Genomic DNA, 17,059 nt, shown 5'->3' on the forward strand with positions numbered 1-17,059 from the left:
GAACGTCCGCGTCCGCACTTGTAGCGCCATCCACCGACGACATCGCCGTCCAATCCGGCGAATCCACCGCCGAATCCGGGACCGACGCACTCGAACGCGCCATCCCGGACATTCTGCCCGAGTCCATCCGTGCCGCCAAAGGCCTGATGCATCGTGCAGAGGCGTTCCTGGCCATTCACGACCCCGATTCCCGCGCCCGGTTCAACCAGGCCATCGAAACGCTGCGCTATGAGGAGGCCTTCGTCTCCCAGACCTCGCTGGTCAAGGCCCGGCAGCACGCGCACAAGTCGTCCGCGCATGCCTGCCCGCTGACCGGTGCCGCAGCCGGTGAGGGCAACGGCACCGGTACCGCAGCTATCGTCACCGATGCCAGGTTCAGCGGCGACCATACCGGCAGCCAGACCGGAAGCCAGACCGGCAACCTGCGCGACCGGTTCATCGCATCACTGCCCTTCACCCTGACCCGCGGCCAACGGCAGGTCATCGACGACATCGCCGCCGACCTCTCCCGCGACTGGCCCATGCAACGACTTCTGCAGGGCGAGGTGGGCTCCGGCAAGACCGTGGTGGCGCTCGCCGCCATGCTGCAGGCCGTGGACGCGGGCTACCAGTCCGTGCTCGTGGCCCCCACCCAGGTGCTCGCCGAACAGCACTACGAGACGATCTCCCGCATGGTGACGGGACTTGGCGAATCCGGCGAGGACATCCCCGTCACGCTGCTGACCGGCGGCATGAAACTCGCCGCCCGTCGCAAGGCACTTGGGGTGGCGGCCAGTGGAACGCCCGGCATCATCGTGGCCACGCACGCGGCGTTCTCCAAGACCTTCCAGGCGCCGCATCTGGCGTTGGTGGTGATCGACGAACAGCATCGCTTCGGCGTGGAACAGCGCGAAAGCCTCAACGCCAAGGCGGACGACGGCACCACACCGCACCTGCTGGTGATGACCGCCACACCCATTCCGCGCACCGCCGCCATGACCTGGTTCGGCGACCTCGACATCTCCTGGCTCACCGAGCTGCCCGGCGGCCGCAAGCCCATCCGCACCGTGGTGGTCAATGAGGCGGACGCGAACACGATGGGCCGCATGTTCGCGCACATCCGCGCGCGCATCGACGCGGGGGAGCGGGCGTACATCGTCTGCCCGCGCATCGATATGGACGAGGAGACCGGTACGTCCGGTACGACCGGTGTGGGTTCGTCGTCCGCCGGCTCCCGGTCCTCGCGCGCATCCCGCGCCGGCAATGACATCGGCATCGACGACCCGTACGAAACCTACGACGACAACGGCGAGACCGTGGCCCGCCCGCCGCTGCATTCGGTGGAGGAGATCGCCGCGCGACTCCAGAAACTCCCGCAATTCCAAGGCATCCCGTTCGCCACGCTCACCGGCCGGGACAAGGACGACGTGAAGACCGAGGTCATGGCCGGCTTCGACTCCGGTGCGACCCCGGTGCTGGTCTCCACCACGGTCATCGAGGTGGGTGTGGACGTCAAGCAGGCTAGCTGCATCGTGATCTTCGACGCCGACCGGTACGGCCTGTCCCAGCTGCACCAGCTGCGTGGTCGCGTGGGGCGTGGCGGCACCAATTCGTGGGCGTTCCTCATCTCGCGTGCCGAACCCGGTTCAGTGGCCGAACAACGGCTGGAAGTGATCCATCATTCGCTGGACGGCGCTGAAATCGCCCAGGCCGACCTGGAGTTCCGCGGCGCCGGCGACGTGCTGGGCGACGCCCAATCCGGCGGCAAATCGAGCCTGAAACTGCTGCGCGTGGTCAAGGACGCCGATCTGATCGCCGACGCCCGCGCCCGCGCCGAGCAACTGCTGTCCGCTGACCCCGACCTGTCCGGCGCAGTGCAGTTGGCTGGAGCCGTGCTCGACTTCACCCGCGGCAACGAGACGTTCCTGACCTCCAGCTGAAGCCGTGACGTGCGGTTAAGCTAGTGCCCATGCGCGTAATTTCCGGACGATTCAAGGGCGTGGCGCTCGCCACCCCGAAAACAGGCACCCGCCCCACCACGGACCGTACCAAGGAGGCCATCTTCTCCCACCTCGACTCATGGGGCGTGCTGGACGACGCCCGCGTGCTGGACCTGTTCGCAGGCACGGGCGCGCTCGGCATCGAGGCGTTGAGCCGTGGCGCGCGGGAGCTCGTGGCGGTGGAGAGCTCGCGCCCGGCTGCGGCACTCATCACCAAGACGATCGCCCAGCTGCAGCGCAACCGCTCGTGGAGCCCGGAGCTCAAGGCCCGCGTGCTCGTCAAGAAGGCCGAGGCGGTGGCTGGCGGCTTCGGCGAACCGTTCGACGTGATCTTCATCGACCCGCCCTACGCCTTCGAAACCGCCGCCTGCAACCAGTTGCTGGCCGATTTGGCCGCCGGAACCGCCACCAATGACCGCACGGTGATCATGCTGGAGCGTTCGGCGCGCTCCGACACCCCCGCTGCCCCGGAAGGGTGGGAGATCACCGAAAGCCGCAACTACGGCGAGACCGCCGTGTTCTACATCGAGCCGATTGCCGACGGCCAGGCCGAGTGACGGCTCCCGCGTGATGCAGCCGTACATGATGTAGGGAATTTCACATGATGTAGGGATGCGAAATCGAGGATTGGCGGAAAATGGCCGTTTTCCGTCCCTACACCATGGGGAATTCCCTACATCATGGGCAAATCCCTACATCATGGGAGCACACTTGAACGTTTTTGTGCCCGATGTGGCAGAGCGATGACTTGTTACTCGCCCAGCTTGCGCGGATGGGCGGCTGAAACCTCCCATCCCAGCGCCATCAGCGTCTTGCGGTCGGCCTTGTCCAGCGCCTTGCAATCCAGCTTGGCGATGAGGTCCGGGCGGATCTCGTTGGTGCGGGCCAACGCCTCGTCGCGGCGGAAGCGGTCCACCTTGCCGTGGTCGCCGGAGAGCAGCACGTCTGGCACCGCAAGCCCACGCCACGTGGCCGGCTTGGTGTACTGGCGGTGCTCCAGCAACGCGCCCTCGCCGGTGTACGACTCCTCCACGATGGAATCGGGATTGCCCATGAACCCCGGCATCAGGCGGGTGATGGCCTCCAGCATCACGGACACGGCCACCTCGCCGCCGTTGAGCACGTAGTCGCCGATGGAGTATTCGCGCACATCGATGCCCTGCGTACGGTAGTAGTCAGGAATGCGCGAATCGTAGCCCTCGTAACGGCCGCAGCCGAACAGCAGGTGATTGGCATGGCTGAGCTCGGTGGCGTCGCGCTGGGTGAACAGCGGGGCGGACGGGTTCGGGAAGATGAGCACCGGGGCGTCGGATGCGGCGGTGCCGGGCACCGGGGCGTCGTGGGCTTCGGTGGCATTTTCCGCGGTGATATCGGCAGACATGCCGTCCGACTCATCGGACGCGATAGCATCGCTGGACTCGACGACCTCGTCGGACACGGTAGCGTCGGCGGAATCGGCGATCGTCGCGGAATCATCGGCGTCCAACGTACACTCCGTTTCGTCGACGGTCGCGGGCTGCAATCCCAGCAGATCGTCCAGGCACTCCGCCCACACCTCGGGCTTCATCACCATGCCGGCACCGCCGCCCACCGGGGTATCGTCCACCGAATGATGCACGTCATGGGTCCAGTCGCGCAGGTTGTGCGCGGTGATCTGCAGCAGACCCTTGGCCTGCGCCTTGCCCATGAGGCTCAGGCCAAGCACGTCGAAGTATTCGGGGAACACGCTCACGATATCGATCTTCATGCGCTCCAGCCTACCGTCCGCCCCGCCCGCGCCGCGGCCCGACGGTGCCCGCTCCGCAGTCCGCCGCATTACACGGCCACCACTACACTATTGCGGTGATGAATACGACGATGAACCTCCCCACACGAAAGAAGCCCGAAGTGCTGGCGCCCGCCGGCAACCTGAGGGGCCTCAAAACCGCCGTGGACTACGGCGCCGACGCGGTCTACTGCGGCGGCAAGGCCTTCGGCATGCGCTCGGCGCCCAAGAACCTGAGCCTCGAGGACTTCGAGGAGGGCTCCCGCTACGCCCACGAGCACGGCGCCCGCGTGTACGTGACCTGCAACGTGCTGCCGCGCAACAACGAGGTCGAGGCCTTGCGCGAGTACGTGGGCCAGCTCAAGGACACCGGCGTGGACGCGCTGATCGTCTCGGACATCGGCGTGATGCTCATGGCGCGCCAGGTGGCCCCGAACCTCGAGCTGCACGTCTCCACCCAGGCCGGCGTGACCAACTACCAGGCCGCCAACGCCTTCTACGAGCTCGGCGCCCGCCGTGTGGTGCTGGCCCGCGAGATGGACCTGCAGGCCGTGCGCGACATCCGCGCCAACATCCCGGACGACCTCGACATCGAATGCTTCGTCCACGGTGCCATGTGCATGGCCTTCTCCGGCCGTTGCCTGTTCTCCAACTACCTGACCGGCCGTGACGGCAACCACGGCGAATGCGCCCAGCCCTGCCGCTGGAAGTACTCGATCGTGGAGGAGAAGCGTCCCGGCCAGTACTTCCCGATCGAACAGACCAAGGACGGCGCCTACCTGTTCAACTCGCAGGACATGAACATGCTGGAGCACCTGGACGACCTCATCGACTCCGGCGCCACGAGCCTCAAGATCGAGGGGCGCGCCAAGAGCGCGTACTACATCGCCGCCATGACCAACGCCTACAAGACCGCGGTCAACGAATACATGATCCAGCGCGGCTTCGAAACCGCCGACGGCACCGTCCTGAAGCCCTTCCGTGACCGCGTGATCCGTCCGTCCGACCCCGACTTCGCCGAGGCGATGGCCGCGGCCGGCGAGGACCAGGTGATGCGCAACGCCGACGCCGCCTTCTCCGGTGTGTCCGATGAGGGTTACGAGCAGCTTGGTGCGGCGGAGACGAACGCCGCAAACGACGGTGTCGCCGAACGTCAGTCGGTTGCGATTGCGTCCGAGCCGGACAAGTCGCAGGACGCTGCCGCCGACGTCTCCGCCGCCCCCGCGACTTCCGTGCCCGCGAAGTCCGGCCCGCTGAACGAGCCCGACAACCTGAGCTACCACGCCCGTTCCACGCGCCGCAAGTCCAACACCGCGGCCGAGGAGATCACGACCGACTGGAAGCACGCGGCCGTCCGCCCCGCCCCGCACGTCACGCTGCCCGCATGGCTGATCGACGAGCCGGACAAGGTGGCCCACCGCGACTACTCCACCGGCTTCTACTATCCGGAGCACAAAGTGACGCAGAACACCGACCGTTCCGCCTACTTCCGCTCCTGGATGGTGGTGGGCGAGGTCCTGAGCTGGAGCTCCGACGAGGGCGGCCGCGTCACGCTGATGAGCCGCAACAAGATCGAGCCCGGCCAGCAGGTCGAGTTCCTCCTGCCCGGTTCGCAGCCGTTGGCCTACACCGTGCCCGCGAGCGGCCTCAAGGACGCGGACGGCGTGCCGGTCCCCGCCATCAACAACCCGGCGCACGTGTTCTCGATGCCCTGCCCGCATCAGGTGCCGATCAACGCCGCCATCCGCTCACGCACCAAGCGCCCTACCCTCAAGGCCGAATAGTCCTTCCTGGCTCTCTTCCGGAAAGAACACTGAACCGATAGCTCTTTCTGGCTCCCCTCGCCGAGGGGAGCTGCCCGCACCCGCGGGCTGAGGGGAGCCCGTCTCACCCATAAGGAATCCTCCCCAGAAAGCCGCATACCATGCCCGAATACAGCGACGAAATCATCGACTCCAACGCCATCAGCTCCACCGACAAGGCAGGCCGCCCGATCCCGGTGACCATCCCGATCGCCCTGGCCCCCGGCATCACCGTGGTCTACACCACCCGTCTCGGCGGCCTGAGCACGGGCGACTGGGGCAACCTCAACCTCGGCGGCAAGTCCGGCGACGACCCGGAAGCCGTGCTCTCCAACCGTCTGGCCCTCGCCGAGGCGGTCGGTGCCCCGCTCTCCCTGGTCTCGCAGGTCCACTCCGGCGTGGCGGTGGATGTGGATGACGTGTACGAGTCCAACGCCCCGTTCGGCTTCGACGCCTCCGGCACCAAGGGCGTCGACCCGGACACCGTGACCGTGCTGGAAGCGGACGGCCAGGTCACCTCCCAAGCCGGCATCGCCCTGGGCATGTTCGCCGCCGACTGCCTGCCGGTGCTCATGGCCGACCCCGTCACCGGCATCATCGGCGCCGCGCACTGCGGTCGTCGCGGCCTGGAGAAGGGCATCATCGGCGCCACCGTGGAACTCATGAAGCTCAAGGGAGCGGCCCCCGAGAACATCGTCGCCACGCTCGGCCCGCGCATCTGCGGCGACTGCTACGAGGTGGGGGACGAGATCGCCGACACCTTCATCAAGCGCTTCCCGTTGACCAAGACCACGACCCGATTCGGCGGCGCCGGCATCGACATCGCCGAAGCCGCGATGATCGACCTGGCCTTCGCCGGCGTGCATCAGGTGGTCGACTCCATGCCGCGCGTCCACGCCGCCACCGAATACCTGGAGGAGGACGCCGAGCTCGCCGAACTGTGCCGCACCGACGGCGAAGGTCCCGCCTCGCTCGCGGAACGCATCGGTTCCATCAACCGCAGCATGTGCACGCTCGAAAACCCGCTGTGGTACTCCCATCGCCGCGCCGCGCTCGCCGGCAACCCCCACGAAGGCCGCCTGCTGGCCCTCGTCGTGCGTCAGTAGCGTCCGATTGCGGTACGGCCGATGGGGCGTGGTCCGCGAGCACATTCCGTGGAGAACGTGTGACGCGGGTCACGCTCGGGCAGCCCTCACCCTACGGTGGTGCCTATGACTGAGAGAGCATCCGATATTCCCGTTGACGCCACGACCGGCATCGCCGCCGGCTCCGAACCCGCAGCCGAGCAGTCCGCTCCGGCCGTACGCCCGGCGCAGCACGTGCCGGTGGTGGCCGTGGTGCTGGCCGCAGGCTTCGGCACCCGATTCGATCCGGACAACCCCAAGCAGCTGGTCTCCGTGGGCGGCAAGCCCATCGTGTGCTGGAGCATCGAGGCCTTCGAGCGCTGCGAGCGCGTGAGCGACATCGTGGTGGTGGTCAACGCCAAGGTGCGCGGCACGGTCGAATCGCTGATCGACGAGCAGGGGTACGGCAAGGTCCGCATCGTGATCGACGGCGGCGCCGAGCGTGTGGACAGCACCGCCGCCGCGCTGGATACGCTCGCGGCCGCCGGCATTCCGGGCGACGCCAAGATCCTCATCCACGACGCCGTCCGCCCGTTCGTGGAGCAGTCCGCCATCGACGGCTCCATCGACGCGCTCGACCAGTTCAAGGCCGCCACCGTGGCCTTCGCGTCCACCGACACCATCCTGCTCACGCAGGATCTGGGCGATCTCAAGGTGATTCGTTCGGTGCCGGACCGCACGGATTCCTATCGCGCGCAGACCCCGCAGTCGTTCCGCTTCGCCACCATCCGTCACGCCTACGAGCTGGCCGCCGCCGACCCGGACTTCCACCCCACGGACGATACGCGCGTGGTGGTCGACTACCTGCCGGACGAACCCGTGGCCATCGTGGCCGGTTCGGAGACGAACCTCAAGGTCACCACGTTGGCGGACATCCCCACGGCCGAACGCATCGCCGAGGAGATCCTGGGCCGCGACCCCAAGGAGGAGGCCCGCGCCCGCATGCACGCGCTCCTCGCGCAGGCCGCCGGACAGCTGCGGTAATCCCTTCGATTCCGGGCGCCCCGATGCGTGACGGGCCTACCGGAGCGCGAGTCCCCGCCGGCCGGGCTTCCTCCGCCCCAGCGTGGCGGACGCTAGACTTAGGCGTATGCGTGAACTCAATGTGGTGATCTCCGGTTTCGACCAGTACGAGGGCGTGGACGTCAATCCCGCCGTCGAAGTGCCCAAGGCCCTTGCCGAGCAGGGGCTGGGCGCCGCCGGCGGCCCGGACGACCCGTTCGACCAGGTCACGGTGGACATCCACGCCGTCAGCCTGCCGGTGAGCTTCGCCAAGGCATGGCCCACCCTGCTGGAGAGCATCGAGGCCGTGCACCCCAACATCGTCATCGCCACAGGCCTCAAGCACGCGGCCCGCAGCGTGATGCTGGAGCGCTGCGCCACCAACCTCATGGACGCGGCCAAGCCGGACGCGGACAACGTCATTCCCCGCCGCGAGCCCATCGACCCGGACGGTCCGGCCGCCTACTGGACGCGCCTGCCGCTCAGGTCGATCCTCAAGGATTTCGCCGCCGACTCGATTCCCGCCTCCCTGAGTTCGGACGCCGGCACCTTCGTGTGCAATTCGCTGTTCTACAACCTGCTCAACTGGATGTCCGCGCAGGACCGCGTACTCGGCGGGTTCGTGAGCTTCCCGCTGATCGGACCGGCCCACTCCAGCCAGCACGGCCTGCCGCTGGACCAGCAGATCGCCGCCGGCCGCGACGTGGTGCGCGAGGCCGTGCGCTACTATCTCAAGCCCTCCAGCTCCGACATCCTCATCGCGTGACATCGGGCCGCGCAGCCCCCGGAATAGAACAGGGTTCGCACGCATTGTAACGATTGCAGAACGCATGGCGCGTGCCGCCGTGACTATGCGCTACAGTGCATGGAGTACGCGCCAAGGGGCGCATGCGTTGGGCGAAAGGAAAATACAGCCATGGTGGATCGTTTCCCGGTGGTGCTGCGTGGATATGACAAGGACAAGGTAGATGCGGCCTTCGATGCCGCCCAGGAAAGCATGAACCGGGCCCAGCAGACGCTGGCCAGCATGCGCGAGCAGATCGCGGCGGACGACGACCGCATCCTGCAGCTCCAGGCCCAGCTGCAGGAGGAGAAGAACAAGAAGCCGGAAGGCAACACGTTCGCCTCCCTCGGCGCAAACGCCCAGCAGATGCTCGCCTCCGCCGAACAGACCAGCGCCGAACTGCTCGAACGCGCCAAGCAGGACGCCTCCGCCACCCGCACCAGCGCCCAGGCGCAGGCCGAAACCCTCATCAACAACGCCAAGCTGGACGCCAAGCACATCGTGGACGACGCCAACGCCAAGGCCACCTCCATCCTGACGAACGCCAACAATCAGGCCCAGTCCGTCACCACCTCGGCCAACGAGGACGCCGCCCAGCTGCGCGCCCGCACCGCCAAGGACGTGGCCGAGCAGCGCCAGACCGTGGAGCTGGAGCTCAGCAACGCCCGCGAGGAGCACAACAAGAAGCTCGCCTCCGAACGTTCCACCCAGGAGCGTGAGATCGCCGATATGAAGGCGGAGGCCACGCGCAAGGTGGCCGAGCTGCGCAAGAGCGCCAATGAGGAGATCGCCAAGCTCAAGTCCGACTCCAACGACCAGATCGAGGCGGCGCTCGCCGAGGCCAACAAGAAGCTGGCCGACGTGCGCGAGCAGGTCTCCAAGATGATGACCGAGGCCCAGCGCAAGGCCGGCGAGATCACCGACACTGCCAAGGCCAAGGCCCAGGAGATCACCGACGAGGCCGAGGTGAACCGCACCACCACCATGAGCAAGGTCAACGCCGAGGTGGAGCAGATTCGCAAGGATATCGCCGCCCAGCAGGACGAGGCCACCAAGAAGGTCAACGAGCTGCTGGCCCACCTTGAGGAGAGCCGCGCCGCCGCCAAGAAGGAGGCGGACGAGCTCATCAGCCAGGCCAAGGCCACACGCGAGGACGCGGACGTGTACGCCGCCGCCAAGCGTCAGGAGGCGGACGATCAGGCCGCCGCCATCGTGCATAAGGCCGGTGAGGACGCGGATGCCCAGATTGAGGAGCGTCGCACCGCGGCCCAGAGTGAGCTGGACGGCCTGACCAAGCACATCAACGAGCTGCAGCAGCGCGAGTCCGCCATCACCCAGCGCGTCTCCGAACTGCGCGCCATGTTCTCCCAGGCGTTCGCCGGATTCGCGTTCGCCGATCCCGCCGCGGCCGCCGGCAAGCAGGGCGCTGCGCCGGCCGCCACTGTGCCGCTGCCGATGGTCAACCCGGTCCCCGGCGAGGCCGAGGACGATGGTCAGTCCGCCGACTCCCCGGACAAGGGCGAGGACGGGCCTCAGGACGATGCCGCCGCACAGGACGGCGGCGAGGAATCCACCCAGGCCATCCCCCAGAACACCCACGACTGATCCCGGTCTGCGGCTTCCCGTAGCGGCCCATCCATAATGACAAGCCATCGATTAGACTACTAACGGCAAGAATTGCGGCATCTGTGCTCCGGCCAGATGCCGCATTTATATGCTTGCGAACGGTGAATTGAGTATGCGCCACAAGCGCACCAATCCAAAAAGGAGCAGACATGAGTGAATTGACGCCGCTGACCGGCGACGCACTGAACGCCCTGCGCGGCGAGTTCGATGCCGACGGCACCAATCGTATGGCCATGAACGCGGTGACCGCGGCCGGCATCGACAAGGTGGCCCGCAACTACGACCGCGCCCGCCTGATGCAGCGCCGCTTCTCCACCATCGTGGACAACGGCGAGGCCACCCACCAGGACCGCTCCGGCCGCTGCTGGCTGTTCAGCTCGCTGAACGTGGCCCGCTTCATCGCCAAGAAGAACATGAACCTCAAGGAGTTCGAGTTCTCCCAGAACTACGCGATGTACTTCGACAAGCTCGAGCGCGTCAACTACTTCCTCAAGGACGTGGCCGCGCTGGTGGCCGCCGGCGAGCCCGCCGACTCCCGCCTGATGCAGCACCTGCTCGCCGACGTGATGGGCGACGGCGGCCAGTGGACCATGGCCATGAACGTGTACAAGAAGTACGGCGCGGTGCCGAAGGACCTGTTCCCGGAGACCGAGTCCTCCAAGAACACCGGCGAGATGAACACCCAGCTGCGTCACATGCTGCACACCGCCGTGGCCCACCTGTACGCAGCCAAGGACGATGCCGCCAAGACCGAGGAGATCATCGCCGAGGCGACCGCCGCCGGCCATCGCATCCTGACCATCCACCTGGGCGAGCCGCCGGTCTCCTTCGACTGGGAGTGGACCGACAAGGACGGCGAGTTCCACCGCGACGGCGAGATCACGCCGGTCGAGTTCTGGAACAAGTACGTGGGCCCGGCCGGCCTCGAGGACTACGTGTGCCTCGTGGACGACCCGCGCGCTGAGCACGCCAAGGGCAAGAAGATCGGCATCGAGCACCTGGGCAACGTCGCCGGCGGCGACGCCACCGAGTACCTCAACGTGCCGAACCAGTTCATGAAGGACTGCGTGCGCAAGATCCTGGTCGAGCAGGGCATCCCGGTGTGGTTCGGCGCCGACTGCCACCCGTTCATGGACCGTGAGAACGGTGCCTGGGCCACCGATCTGTTCGAGTACGGCCGCGTCTACGACGTCGACTTCGACCTCGACAAGGAAGCCCGTGTGCGCTTCGCCGATTCCGCGATGAACCACGCCATGGCCTTCGCTGGCGTGGACGTGGCCGACGACGGCACCACCACCCGCCGCTGGCGCGTGGAGAACTCCTGGGGCACCAAGATCGCCGACAAGGGCTACTTCACCATGTCCGACGATTGGTTCACCGAGTACGTCTACGAGGTCGCCGTCCCGAAGGCCATGCTCCCCGAGGAGTACCAGAAGGCCCTCGAAGAGCCCGCCACCATGCTCCCGGCATGGGATCCGATGGGAGCTCTCGCCTGATTCCATCAGGCGAGAGCTCCTGAGCCGACATGCCTTGACGGCATCCTATTCGTTGGCTGAGGGGAGTATCCCAAGCGTTCACAACGGCCGTCCGTTTCACGAAACGGGCGGCCGTTTCCATATCCCCGCGTCCACAGGTACACTTACGCCTTTGTATGCCTATCGATACGTCAACACAAGAGAGGAGAGTCGGCATGGCAGCACTTCGTGGTCCGGATAGTTCCGAGGACGAACGTCGTTTGGGGGAGCAGGCCGTCTTTCCGGAGACGGTCGATGTCAACATCCGTCAGCTCGACCCGATTCCCGCGCCGCGCGCCTTCCTCAAGGAGCAGCCGCTCACGGACGAGATGAGCGATCTGGTGCTCCACTCGCGCCAGGAGATTCGCGACGTCCTCAACGGCCGCGACGACAGACTGCTCGTCATCGTGGGCCCCTGCTCGATCCACGATCCCAAGGCCGCGCACGAGTACGCCGAAAAGCTCGCCGCCGTCAAGCGCGAGCTTGAGGACCGTCTCGTCATCGTCATGCGCGTGTACTTCGAGAAGCCGCGCACCACCATCGGCTGGAAGGGCCTGATCAACGACCCCGATCTGGACGGCCGTTTCAACATCCGCAAGGGCATGTGGCTGGCCCGCAAGGTGCTCACCGACGTGCTGAGCCTCGGCCTGCCCGCCGCCACCGAATGGCTCGACCCCATCACCCCGCAGTACATCTGCGACGCCATCAGCTGGGGCGCCATCGGCGCGCGCAACACCGAAAGCCAGGTCCACCGCGAGCTCGCCTCCGGCCTGTCCATGCCGGTGGGCTTCAAGAACTCCACCGACGGCTCCATCAAGGCCGCCGCCGATTCCTGCTTCACCGCGGGCTTCGAGCACCATTTCCTGTCCATCAACTTGGACGGCCGTGTGATCTCCGCCGAGACCAAGGGCAACCCGGACTGCCATCTGGTGCTGCGTGGCTCCAGCTCCGGTCCGAACTACGATGCCGAATCCGTCCGTGAGGCGCTTGAGGCCCTGCGCGCCTCCAAGGCGTCCGGCCCCAGCGAGCACGGCCTGGTCATCGACGCCGCGCACGGCAACTGCGGCAAGGACGAGAACCGCGAGGCCGAGGTGATCGAGGAGATCGCCGAACGTCTGGCCGCCGGCGAACAGGGCATCACCGGCGTGATGATGGAAAGCTTCCTCAAGGGCGGCCACCAGAAGCCCGCCCCGCTCGACCAGCTGGTCTACGGCCAGTCCGTGACCGACGCCTGCGTGCCGTGGGACCGCACCAACGAGCTCCTGCACACGCTCGCCGACGCCGTCACCGCCCGCCGCGCCGCCGCGAGGTAATCCACATCTCCGGCATCGCCCTCAACTCTTCAGAAGCGTCCATCGTCTTATTGGCGGTGGACGCTTTTTGTTGGTGTTTGGGCCGCCCAAGGATGACAAGGTTCTTGGTCTACCGGCGACGTTAAGGCCCCACGTGAAGTGCCCCGAGCTTCGGGCTGGTTTTACTGATTGGAACTTCCGTGGAGTTCGGAACCTGTCGAGTTGTCCACACTGTTGGGCTGGTCTCTGACTTATCCACCGATATGACGTGAAACGCCCCGTCGAGTTATCCACATTTCCCGGCTGCCCTTGTGCCACGCGCCGCAATATGCCTAGCGTCGAACCATGAAGGAACACAAAGCAGTGACCGCACTCCTGCGTGTGGCGGAACGGGAACGTCGTTGCGCCTTTGGAAATGATCGGGCGCAACGCATGGCCCTGAAGCGCAGGGAATGTGCCGGCGAATTGATATCTCCCTACCGTGGCCTGTATTCCGCGCAGACGTATTGGCATAATCTCGGCACCGAGCAACGGTCGTTACACGTCATACGGGCTTTGGCCTGTAAGCATCCCCAATGGGTGTTTGCGGAATTGAGCGCCGTCTGCCTTTATGGGCTGCAGCACGCGAATGCCTTGCACGATGGGACCGTGTGCATCGCATCGTCGGGCGGTGTCGGTGGTCATGACGAACCCCGACTCAGACGCTTTTATATGAATCGTGTTCCGCAGCGCACCTGTAAGGGGATTTTTGTCACGTCGCCGGAACGTACTTTGATTGATTGCGCGGAGCGGCCATTCGTCCAAGCGCTGGCGATATATGATTCCGCGCTAAGAATCGGTTTGACGACGGTGAATGCAATCGGCTCGGCGGCAGTGCAGGCCGTGTGCGATCAGCAGGCGGTGTCGCGGTTGTTGCGATATGCGGATTCGCGCAGTGAAAACGGCGGCGAATCCCTGATGCGCGGCATTATGATCGATCGGGATTTCGCGGTGCCGCTGCTGCAGCGGGAATTTGAGAATCCATACAATCGGTCCATGCCATATCGGGTGGATTTCTGCTGGAAACTTGCCGATGGGCGCATTATCGTGGCGGAATACGATGGCATGGCCAAATACGCCGATGTCAGCAACCCAAACCGTGCAAGCTTCCAGGCAAAAATGGAATATGAACGCCGACGAGAGCAGGACTTGAAAAGTCAAGGCGTTACCGTGATCGTTCATGTAGTGTTCGAAGAGCTGATGTCACCCTCGAAATTGGAGAACAAACTCATAAACGCCGGAGTTCCTAAGATTCGATGAGGATATAACGAACTGTGACGTGAAATCTATTCAACGTCAACGGGTTTGTTCGGCCAAGACCGGTATGGTTCCTGTTTTTGATTGGCTCTGCTAAACCAAGATTGACATGAATCCTATATTCCTTGGCTCCCCCTGTCAGGGTAGCTGGAGGCGAAGCCGACTGAGGCGTAATCCAATGGAATTCATGTCAATCTTGGTCTAACAGAGCCTTTTGATTCCCCTCTCGGAGGAGCCGCTGGTGAGAAGCCATCTGGGAGCTGGCTCAGCAACCTTGGATTGACAAGGCTTATCGTCATGCTGTGATTATGACGTTATGTGTCTCGCGCTTTTGAAGGTTGCTTAGGCTCTTGCTATTTTCCCTATACCGTCTCGCTTTCCTATTCTGGCGTTACTTTTTTCGAGATAATAGGGAACTTCGTGAAAAAGTAACACTGAGTGCTAGTCAGTGTTACTTTTTCACGAGATATGGCCTGATTTCGAGAAAAAGTAACGCTGAGACGATGTCAGCGTTCCTTTTTCACGAAGTATGGGCTTATCTCGAAAAAAGTAACGCGATTGCTGGTAACTGCTGCACGACAGGCTTTCCAGTCACGGTACATCATGAAAACAGAGCCGAAAACAGTGGCACCAGGTCATCGGACTGCCCGACCACCCTGTTGCCACCACCATTGGGTATCCTTGGGAAGCAGAAATTTCCAAGGAGTACCCGTTATGCAACAACAGGACGATCGCATCCGTCCGCTGAACCGTCCGGAGGATCTGAAGGCCATCCGCCAGGCCATGGACGAGGGCAAGAACCCGCTGGTGGTCACCGATGTGCCGCGCTGGGAGGACCAGGTGGGCATCAGCCGCATCGTGAACCGCCGCGTCCTCGAATTCGAGGTGCTGCCCACCCCGGCCCAGGTCCTGGCCGACCAGCCGCTGACCCCCGAGGCCCAGGAGATCGTGGCTTATTCCCGCGACGAGATCCGCGCATGCCTGTACGGCCAGGACGACCGTCTGCTGGTGATCGTCGGCCCCTGCTCGGTCCACGACCCCAAGGCCGCACTCGATTACGCCCGCCGGCTGTCCAAACTCAAGGACGAGCTCGGCGAGCAGCTGCTCATCGTCATGCGCGTGTACTTCGAGAAGCCGCGCACCACGGTCGGCTGGAAGGGTCTCATCAACGATCCCGACATCGACGGCTCCTGCAATATCAAGAAAGGCCTGCTGCTCGCCCGTAAGACCTTGCTTGACGTGCTCGGCACGGGCCTTGCCGCCGCCACCGAGTTCCTGGAGCCCACCAGCCCGCAGTTCATCGCCGACGCCGTGAGCTGGGGCGCCATCGGCGCGCGCAACACCGAAAGCCAGGTCCATCGCCAGCTCGCCAGTGGCCTGTCCATGCCGATCGGCTTCAAGAACGCCACCGACGGCTCGGTCAAGGCCGCATCCGATTCGTGCTTCGCCGCCGCCCAGCAGCACACGTTCTTCGGCATCGACCATATGGGCCGCGCCGCCGTGGTCAAGACGCTCGGCAACCCGGACTGCCATGTGGTGCTGCGCGGTTCCAGCTCCGGCCCGAACTACGGCAAGGAGGACATCGCCGCCGCCCTGGAGACGATCCGCAAGCGCATGCCCGCCGATTCCGCCGCCGCGCACGGCCTCATCGTCGACTGCTCGCACGGCAACTCCGGCAAGGACGAGCATCGTCAGGCCGAGGTGGTGCGGGAGATCGCCCATCGTATCGCCGAGGGGGAGCGCGGCATCACCGGCGTGATGATGGAGAGCTTCATCGAGGGCGGCAACCAGCCGGCCGCGCCGCTCAGCCAGCTCGTCTACGGCAAATCCATCACAGACAAGTGCATCTCCTGGCCGGATACCGAGAAGCTGCTGCGTGAGCTTGCCGAGGCCGTGGCCACTCGCCGCTGGAACTGAACCTCCATAACCCCGGCAATAAACGGCGGCAGCAGGCCGCCGCCCCCACAGCCCACAGCCACCGCCAATCCGCAACCGCTCCGGGCCGCGGGGTCGACCACCCCCACCACAGCCAACTACTCCACGAAAGGAAACCAACATGGGCATGAAGACCGTCGCCATCATCGGCGCCCTGGACGAGGAAGTGGCGCTCATCGCCAAGTCTCTCACCCACGTCACCCACACCGCCAAGGGCAGCCTTGACATCGTGTCCGGCACTGTGGACTCCTTCGGCTCGCACGTCATCAAGGTGGTCGCCACCGTGGGCGGCATGGGCCTGGTCAACGCGGCCGCCACCACGCAGCTGCTCATCAGCGAGTTCGCCCCGGACGCCGTGATCTTCTCCGGCATCGCCGGCAACCTCAACACCCACCTGCACATCAACGACGTGGTCCTCGGCGGCACGTTGCGCTACCTCGACACGGACATGCGTCTGGTGGGCCAGTGGAAGCCCGGCACCGCCGAGACGCCCGTCACCGAATTCCATTCCGACGACCATCTCATCGAAGTGGCCGACCAGGCGCTCGCCGCCGCCGGCATCACGCACATCACCGGCATCATCGCCTCTGGCAACTACTTCGTGGATACCCCCGCGAAGGTCGAGGAGGTCATCCGCCTGACCGGCGCGGACGCCGTGGAGATGGAAGGCGCCGCCGTGGCCCAGGTGGCCGCCCGCAACGAGGTGCCCGCGCTCGTGATCCGTGCCCTTTCCGACAACGCCGACACCGATTACGAGGTGTTCAAGGAGTTCGACATCTCCGAATACGCCGACACCGCCGCCCGTCTGGCCGTGGACATCGTCAAGCGTCTGTAAGGTTCCGGCCGGGGGCTCGGGGCGGGCTCAGGACAAGCCCCGGCCCCTCCCCGCCGACCCGCCACCCCTCACGGACCACCGGTTCACTATGTGAGCGTGCTCGCC

12 protein-coding genes and 1 pseudogene are annotated in these 17,059 nt (G+C 65.2%); 12 read left to right on the top strand and 1 reads right to left on the bottom strand.

Annotated elements, in window-relative coordinates; all coding sequences use genetic code 11:
* Nucleotides 1–17 precede the first annotated feature (17 nt).
* Together DF196_RS11425 and rsmD are read left to right on the top strand one after the other, a co-directional pair.
* Nucleotides 18–1,919, top strand: a pseudogene (locus tag DF196_RS11425) (ATP-dependent DNA helicase RecG); the annotation flags it as partial.
* 29 nt (nt 1,920–1,948) lie between these two features.
* On the top strand, nt 1,949–2,536 hold the full coding sequence (rsmD, locus tag DF196_RS11430; protein ID WP_109057927.1) for a 16S rRNA (guanine(966)-N(2))-methyltransferase RsmD: 588 nt from the start codon (nt 1,949–1,951) through the stop codon (nt 2,534–2,536).
* A gap of 194 nt (nt 2,537–2,730) precedes the next feature.
* Here the strand turns inward: rsmD and trmD are convergent, their stop codons facing one another.
* Nucleotides 2,731–3,726: a tRNA (guanosine(37)-N1)-methyltransferase TrmD gene (trmD, locus tag DF196_RS11435; protein ID WP_109057928.1), complete on the bottom strand. Its 996-nt coding sequence runs from the start codon at nt 3,724–3,726 to the stop codon at nt 2,731–2,733.
* A 110-nt stretch (nt 3,727–3,836) separates the two neighbouring features.
* Between trmD and DF196_RS11440 the strand changes: the two genes are divergently transcribed.
* The 10 genes from DF196_RS11440 to mtnN all read left to right on the top strand — a co-directional run bounded on the left by DF196_RS11440 (nt 3,837) and on the right by mtnN (nt 16,954).
* Entirely contained in the window at nt 3,837–5,528 is a 1,692-nt protein-coding gene (locus DF196_RS11440) for a peptidase U32 family protein (RefSeq protein WP_170115064.1), read from the top strand.
* Nucleotides 5,529–5,668: 140 nt separating this feature from the next.
* Nucleotides 5,669–6,652 (top strand): purine nucleoside phosphorylase YfiH/LACC1 family protein, encoded by a 984-nt coding sequence (locus DF196_RS11445; protein ID WP_109057930.1) that lies wholly within the window; start codon nt 5,669–5,671, stop codon nt 6,650–6,652.
* A 105-nt stretch (nt 6,653–6,757) separates the two neighbouring features.
* Entirely contained in the window at nt 6,758–7,654 is an 897-nt protein-coding gene (locus DF196_RS11450; protein WP_109057931.1) for an IspD/TarI family cytidylyltransferase, read from the top strand.
* Between the two features lie 106 nt (nt 7,655–7,760).
* Nucleotides 7,761–8,438 carry a pyroglutamyl-peptidase I gene (locus DF196_RS11455; RefSeq protein WP_109057932.1) on the top strand — a complete coding sequence of 226 codons (678 nt, stop codon included), beginning with the start codon at nt 7,761–7,763 and terminating at the stop codon, nt 8,436–8,438.
* A 150-nt stretch (nt 8,439–8,588) separates the two neighbouring features.
* Nucleotides 8,589–10,061 (top strand): cell division protein, encoded by a 1,473-nt coding sequence (locus tag DF196_RS11460; RefSeq protein ID WP_109057933.1) that lies wholly within the window; start codon nt 8,589–8,591, stop codon nt 10,059–10,061.
* 170 nt (nt 10,062–10,231) lie between these two features.
* Entirely contained in the window at nt 10,232–11,578 is a 1,347-nt protein-coding gene (locus tag DF196_RS11465; RefSeq protein WP_109057934.1) for a C1 family peptidase, read from the top strand.
* Nucleotides 11,579–11,772: 194 nt separating this feature from the next.
* Nucleotides 11,773–12,909, top strand: a complete 1,137-nt coding sequence (locus DF196_RS11470) for a 3-deoxy-7-phosphoheptulonate synthase (RefSeq protein ID WP_109057935.1) — start codon at nt 11,773–11,775, stop codon at nt 12,907–12,909.
* Nucleotides 12,910–13,233: 324 nt separating this feature from the next.
* Nucleotides 13,234–14,187 carry a type IV toxin-antitoxin system AbiEi family antitoxin domain-containing protein gene (locus tag DF196_RS11475; protein ID WP_109057936.1) on the top strand — a complete coding sequence of 318 codons (954 nt, stop codon included), beginning with the start codon at nt 13,234–13,236 and terminating at the stop codon, nt 14,185–14,187.
* A gap of 711 nt (nt 14,188–14,898) precedes the next feature.
* Entirely contained in the window at nt 14,899–16,101 is a 1,203-nt protein-coding gene (locus DF196_RS11480; RefSeq protein ID WP_109057937.1) for a 3-deoxy-7-phosphoheptulonate synthase, read from the top strand.
* 139 nt (nt 16,102–16,240) lie between these two features.
* Nucleotides 16,241–16,954, top strand: coding sequence for a 5'-methylthioadenosine/S-adenosylhomocysteine nucleosidase (gene mtnN / locus DF196_RS11485; protein WP_109057938.1), 714 nt, complete (start codon nt 16,241–16,243; stop codon nt 16,952–16,954).
* Nucleotides 16,955–17,059 lie beyond the last annotated feature (105 nt).

This window comes from Bifidobacterium callitrichidarum (assembly GCF_003129905.1).
GTDB classification, from domain to species: Bacteria; Actinomycetota; Actinomycetes; order Actinomycetales; family Bifidobacteriaceae; genus Bifidobacterium; species Bifidobacterium callitrichidarum.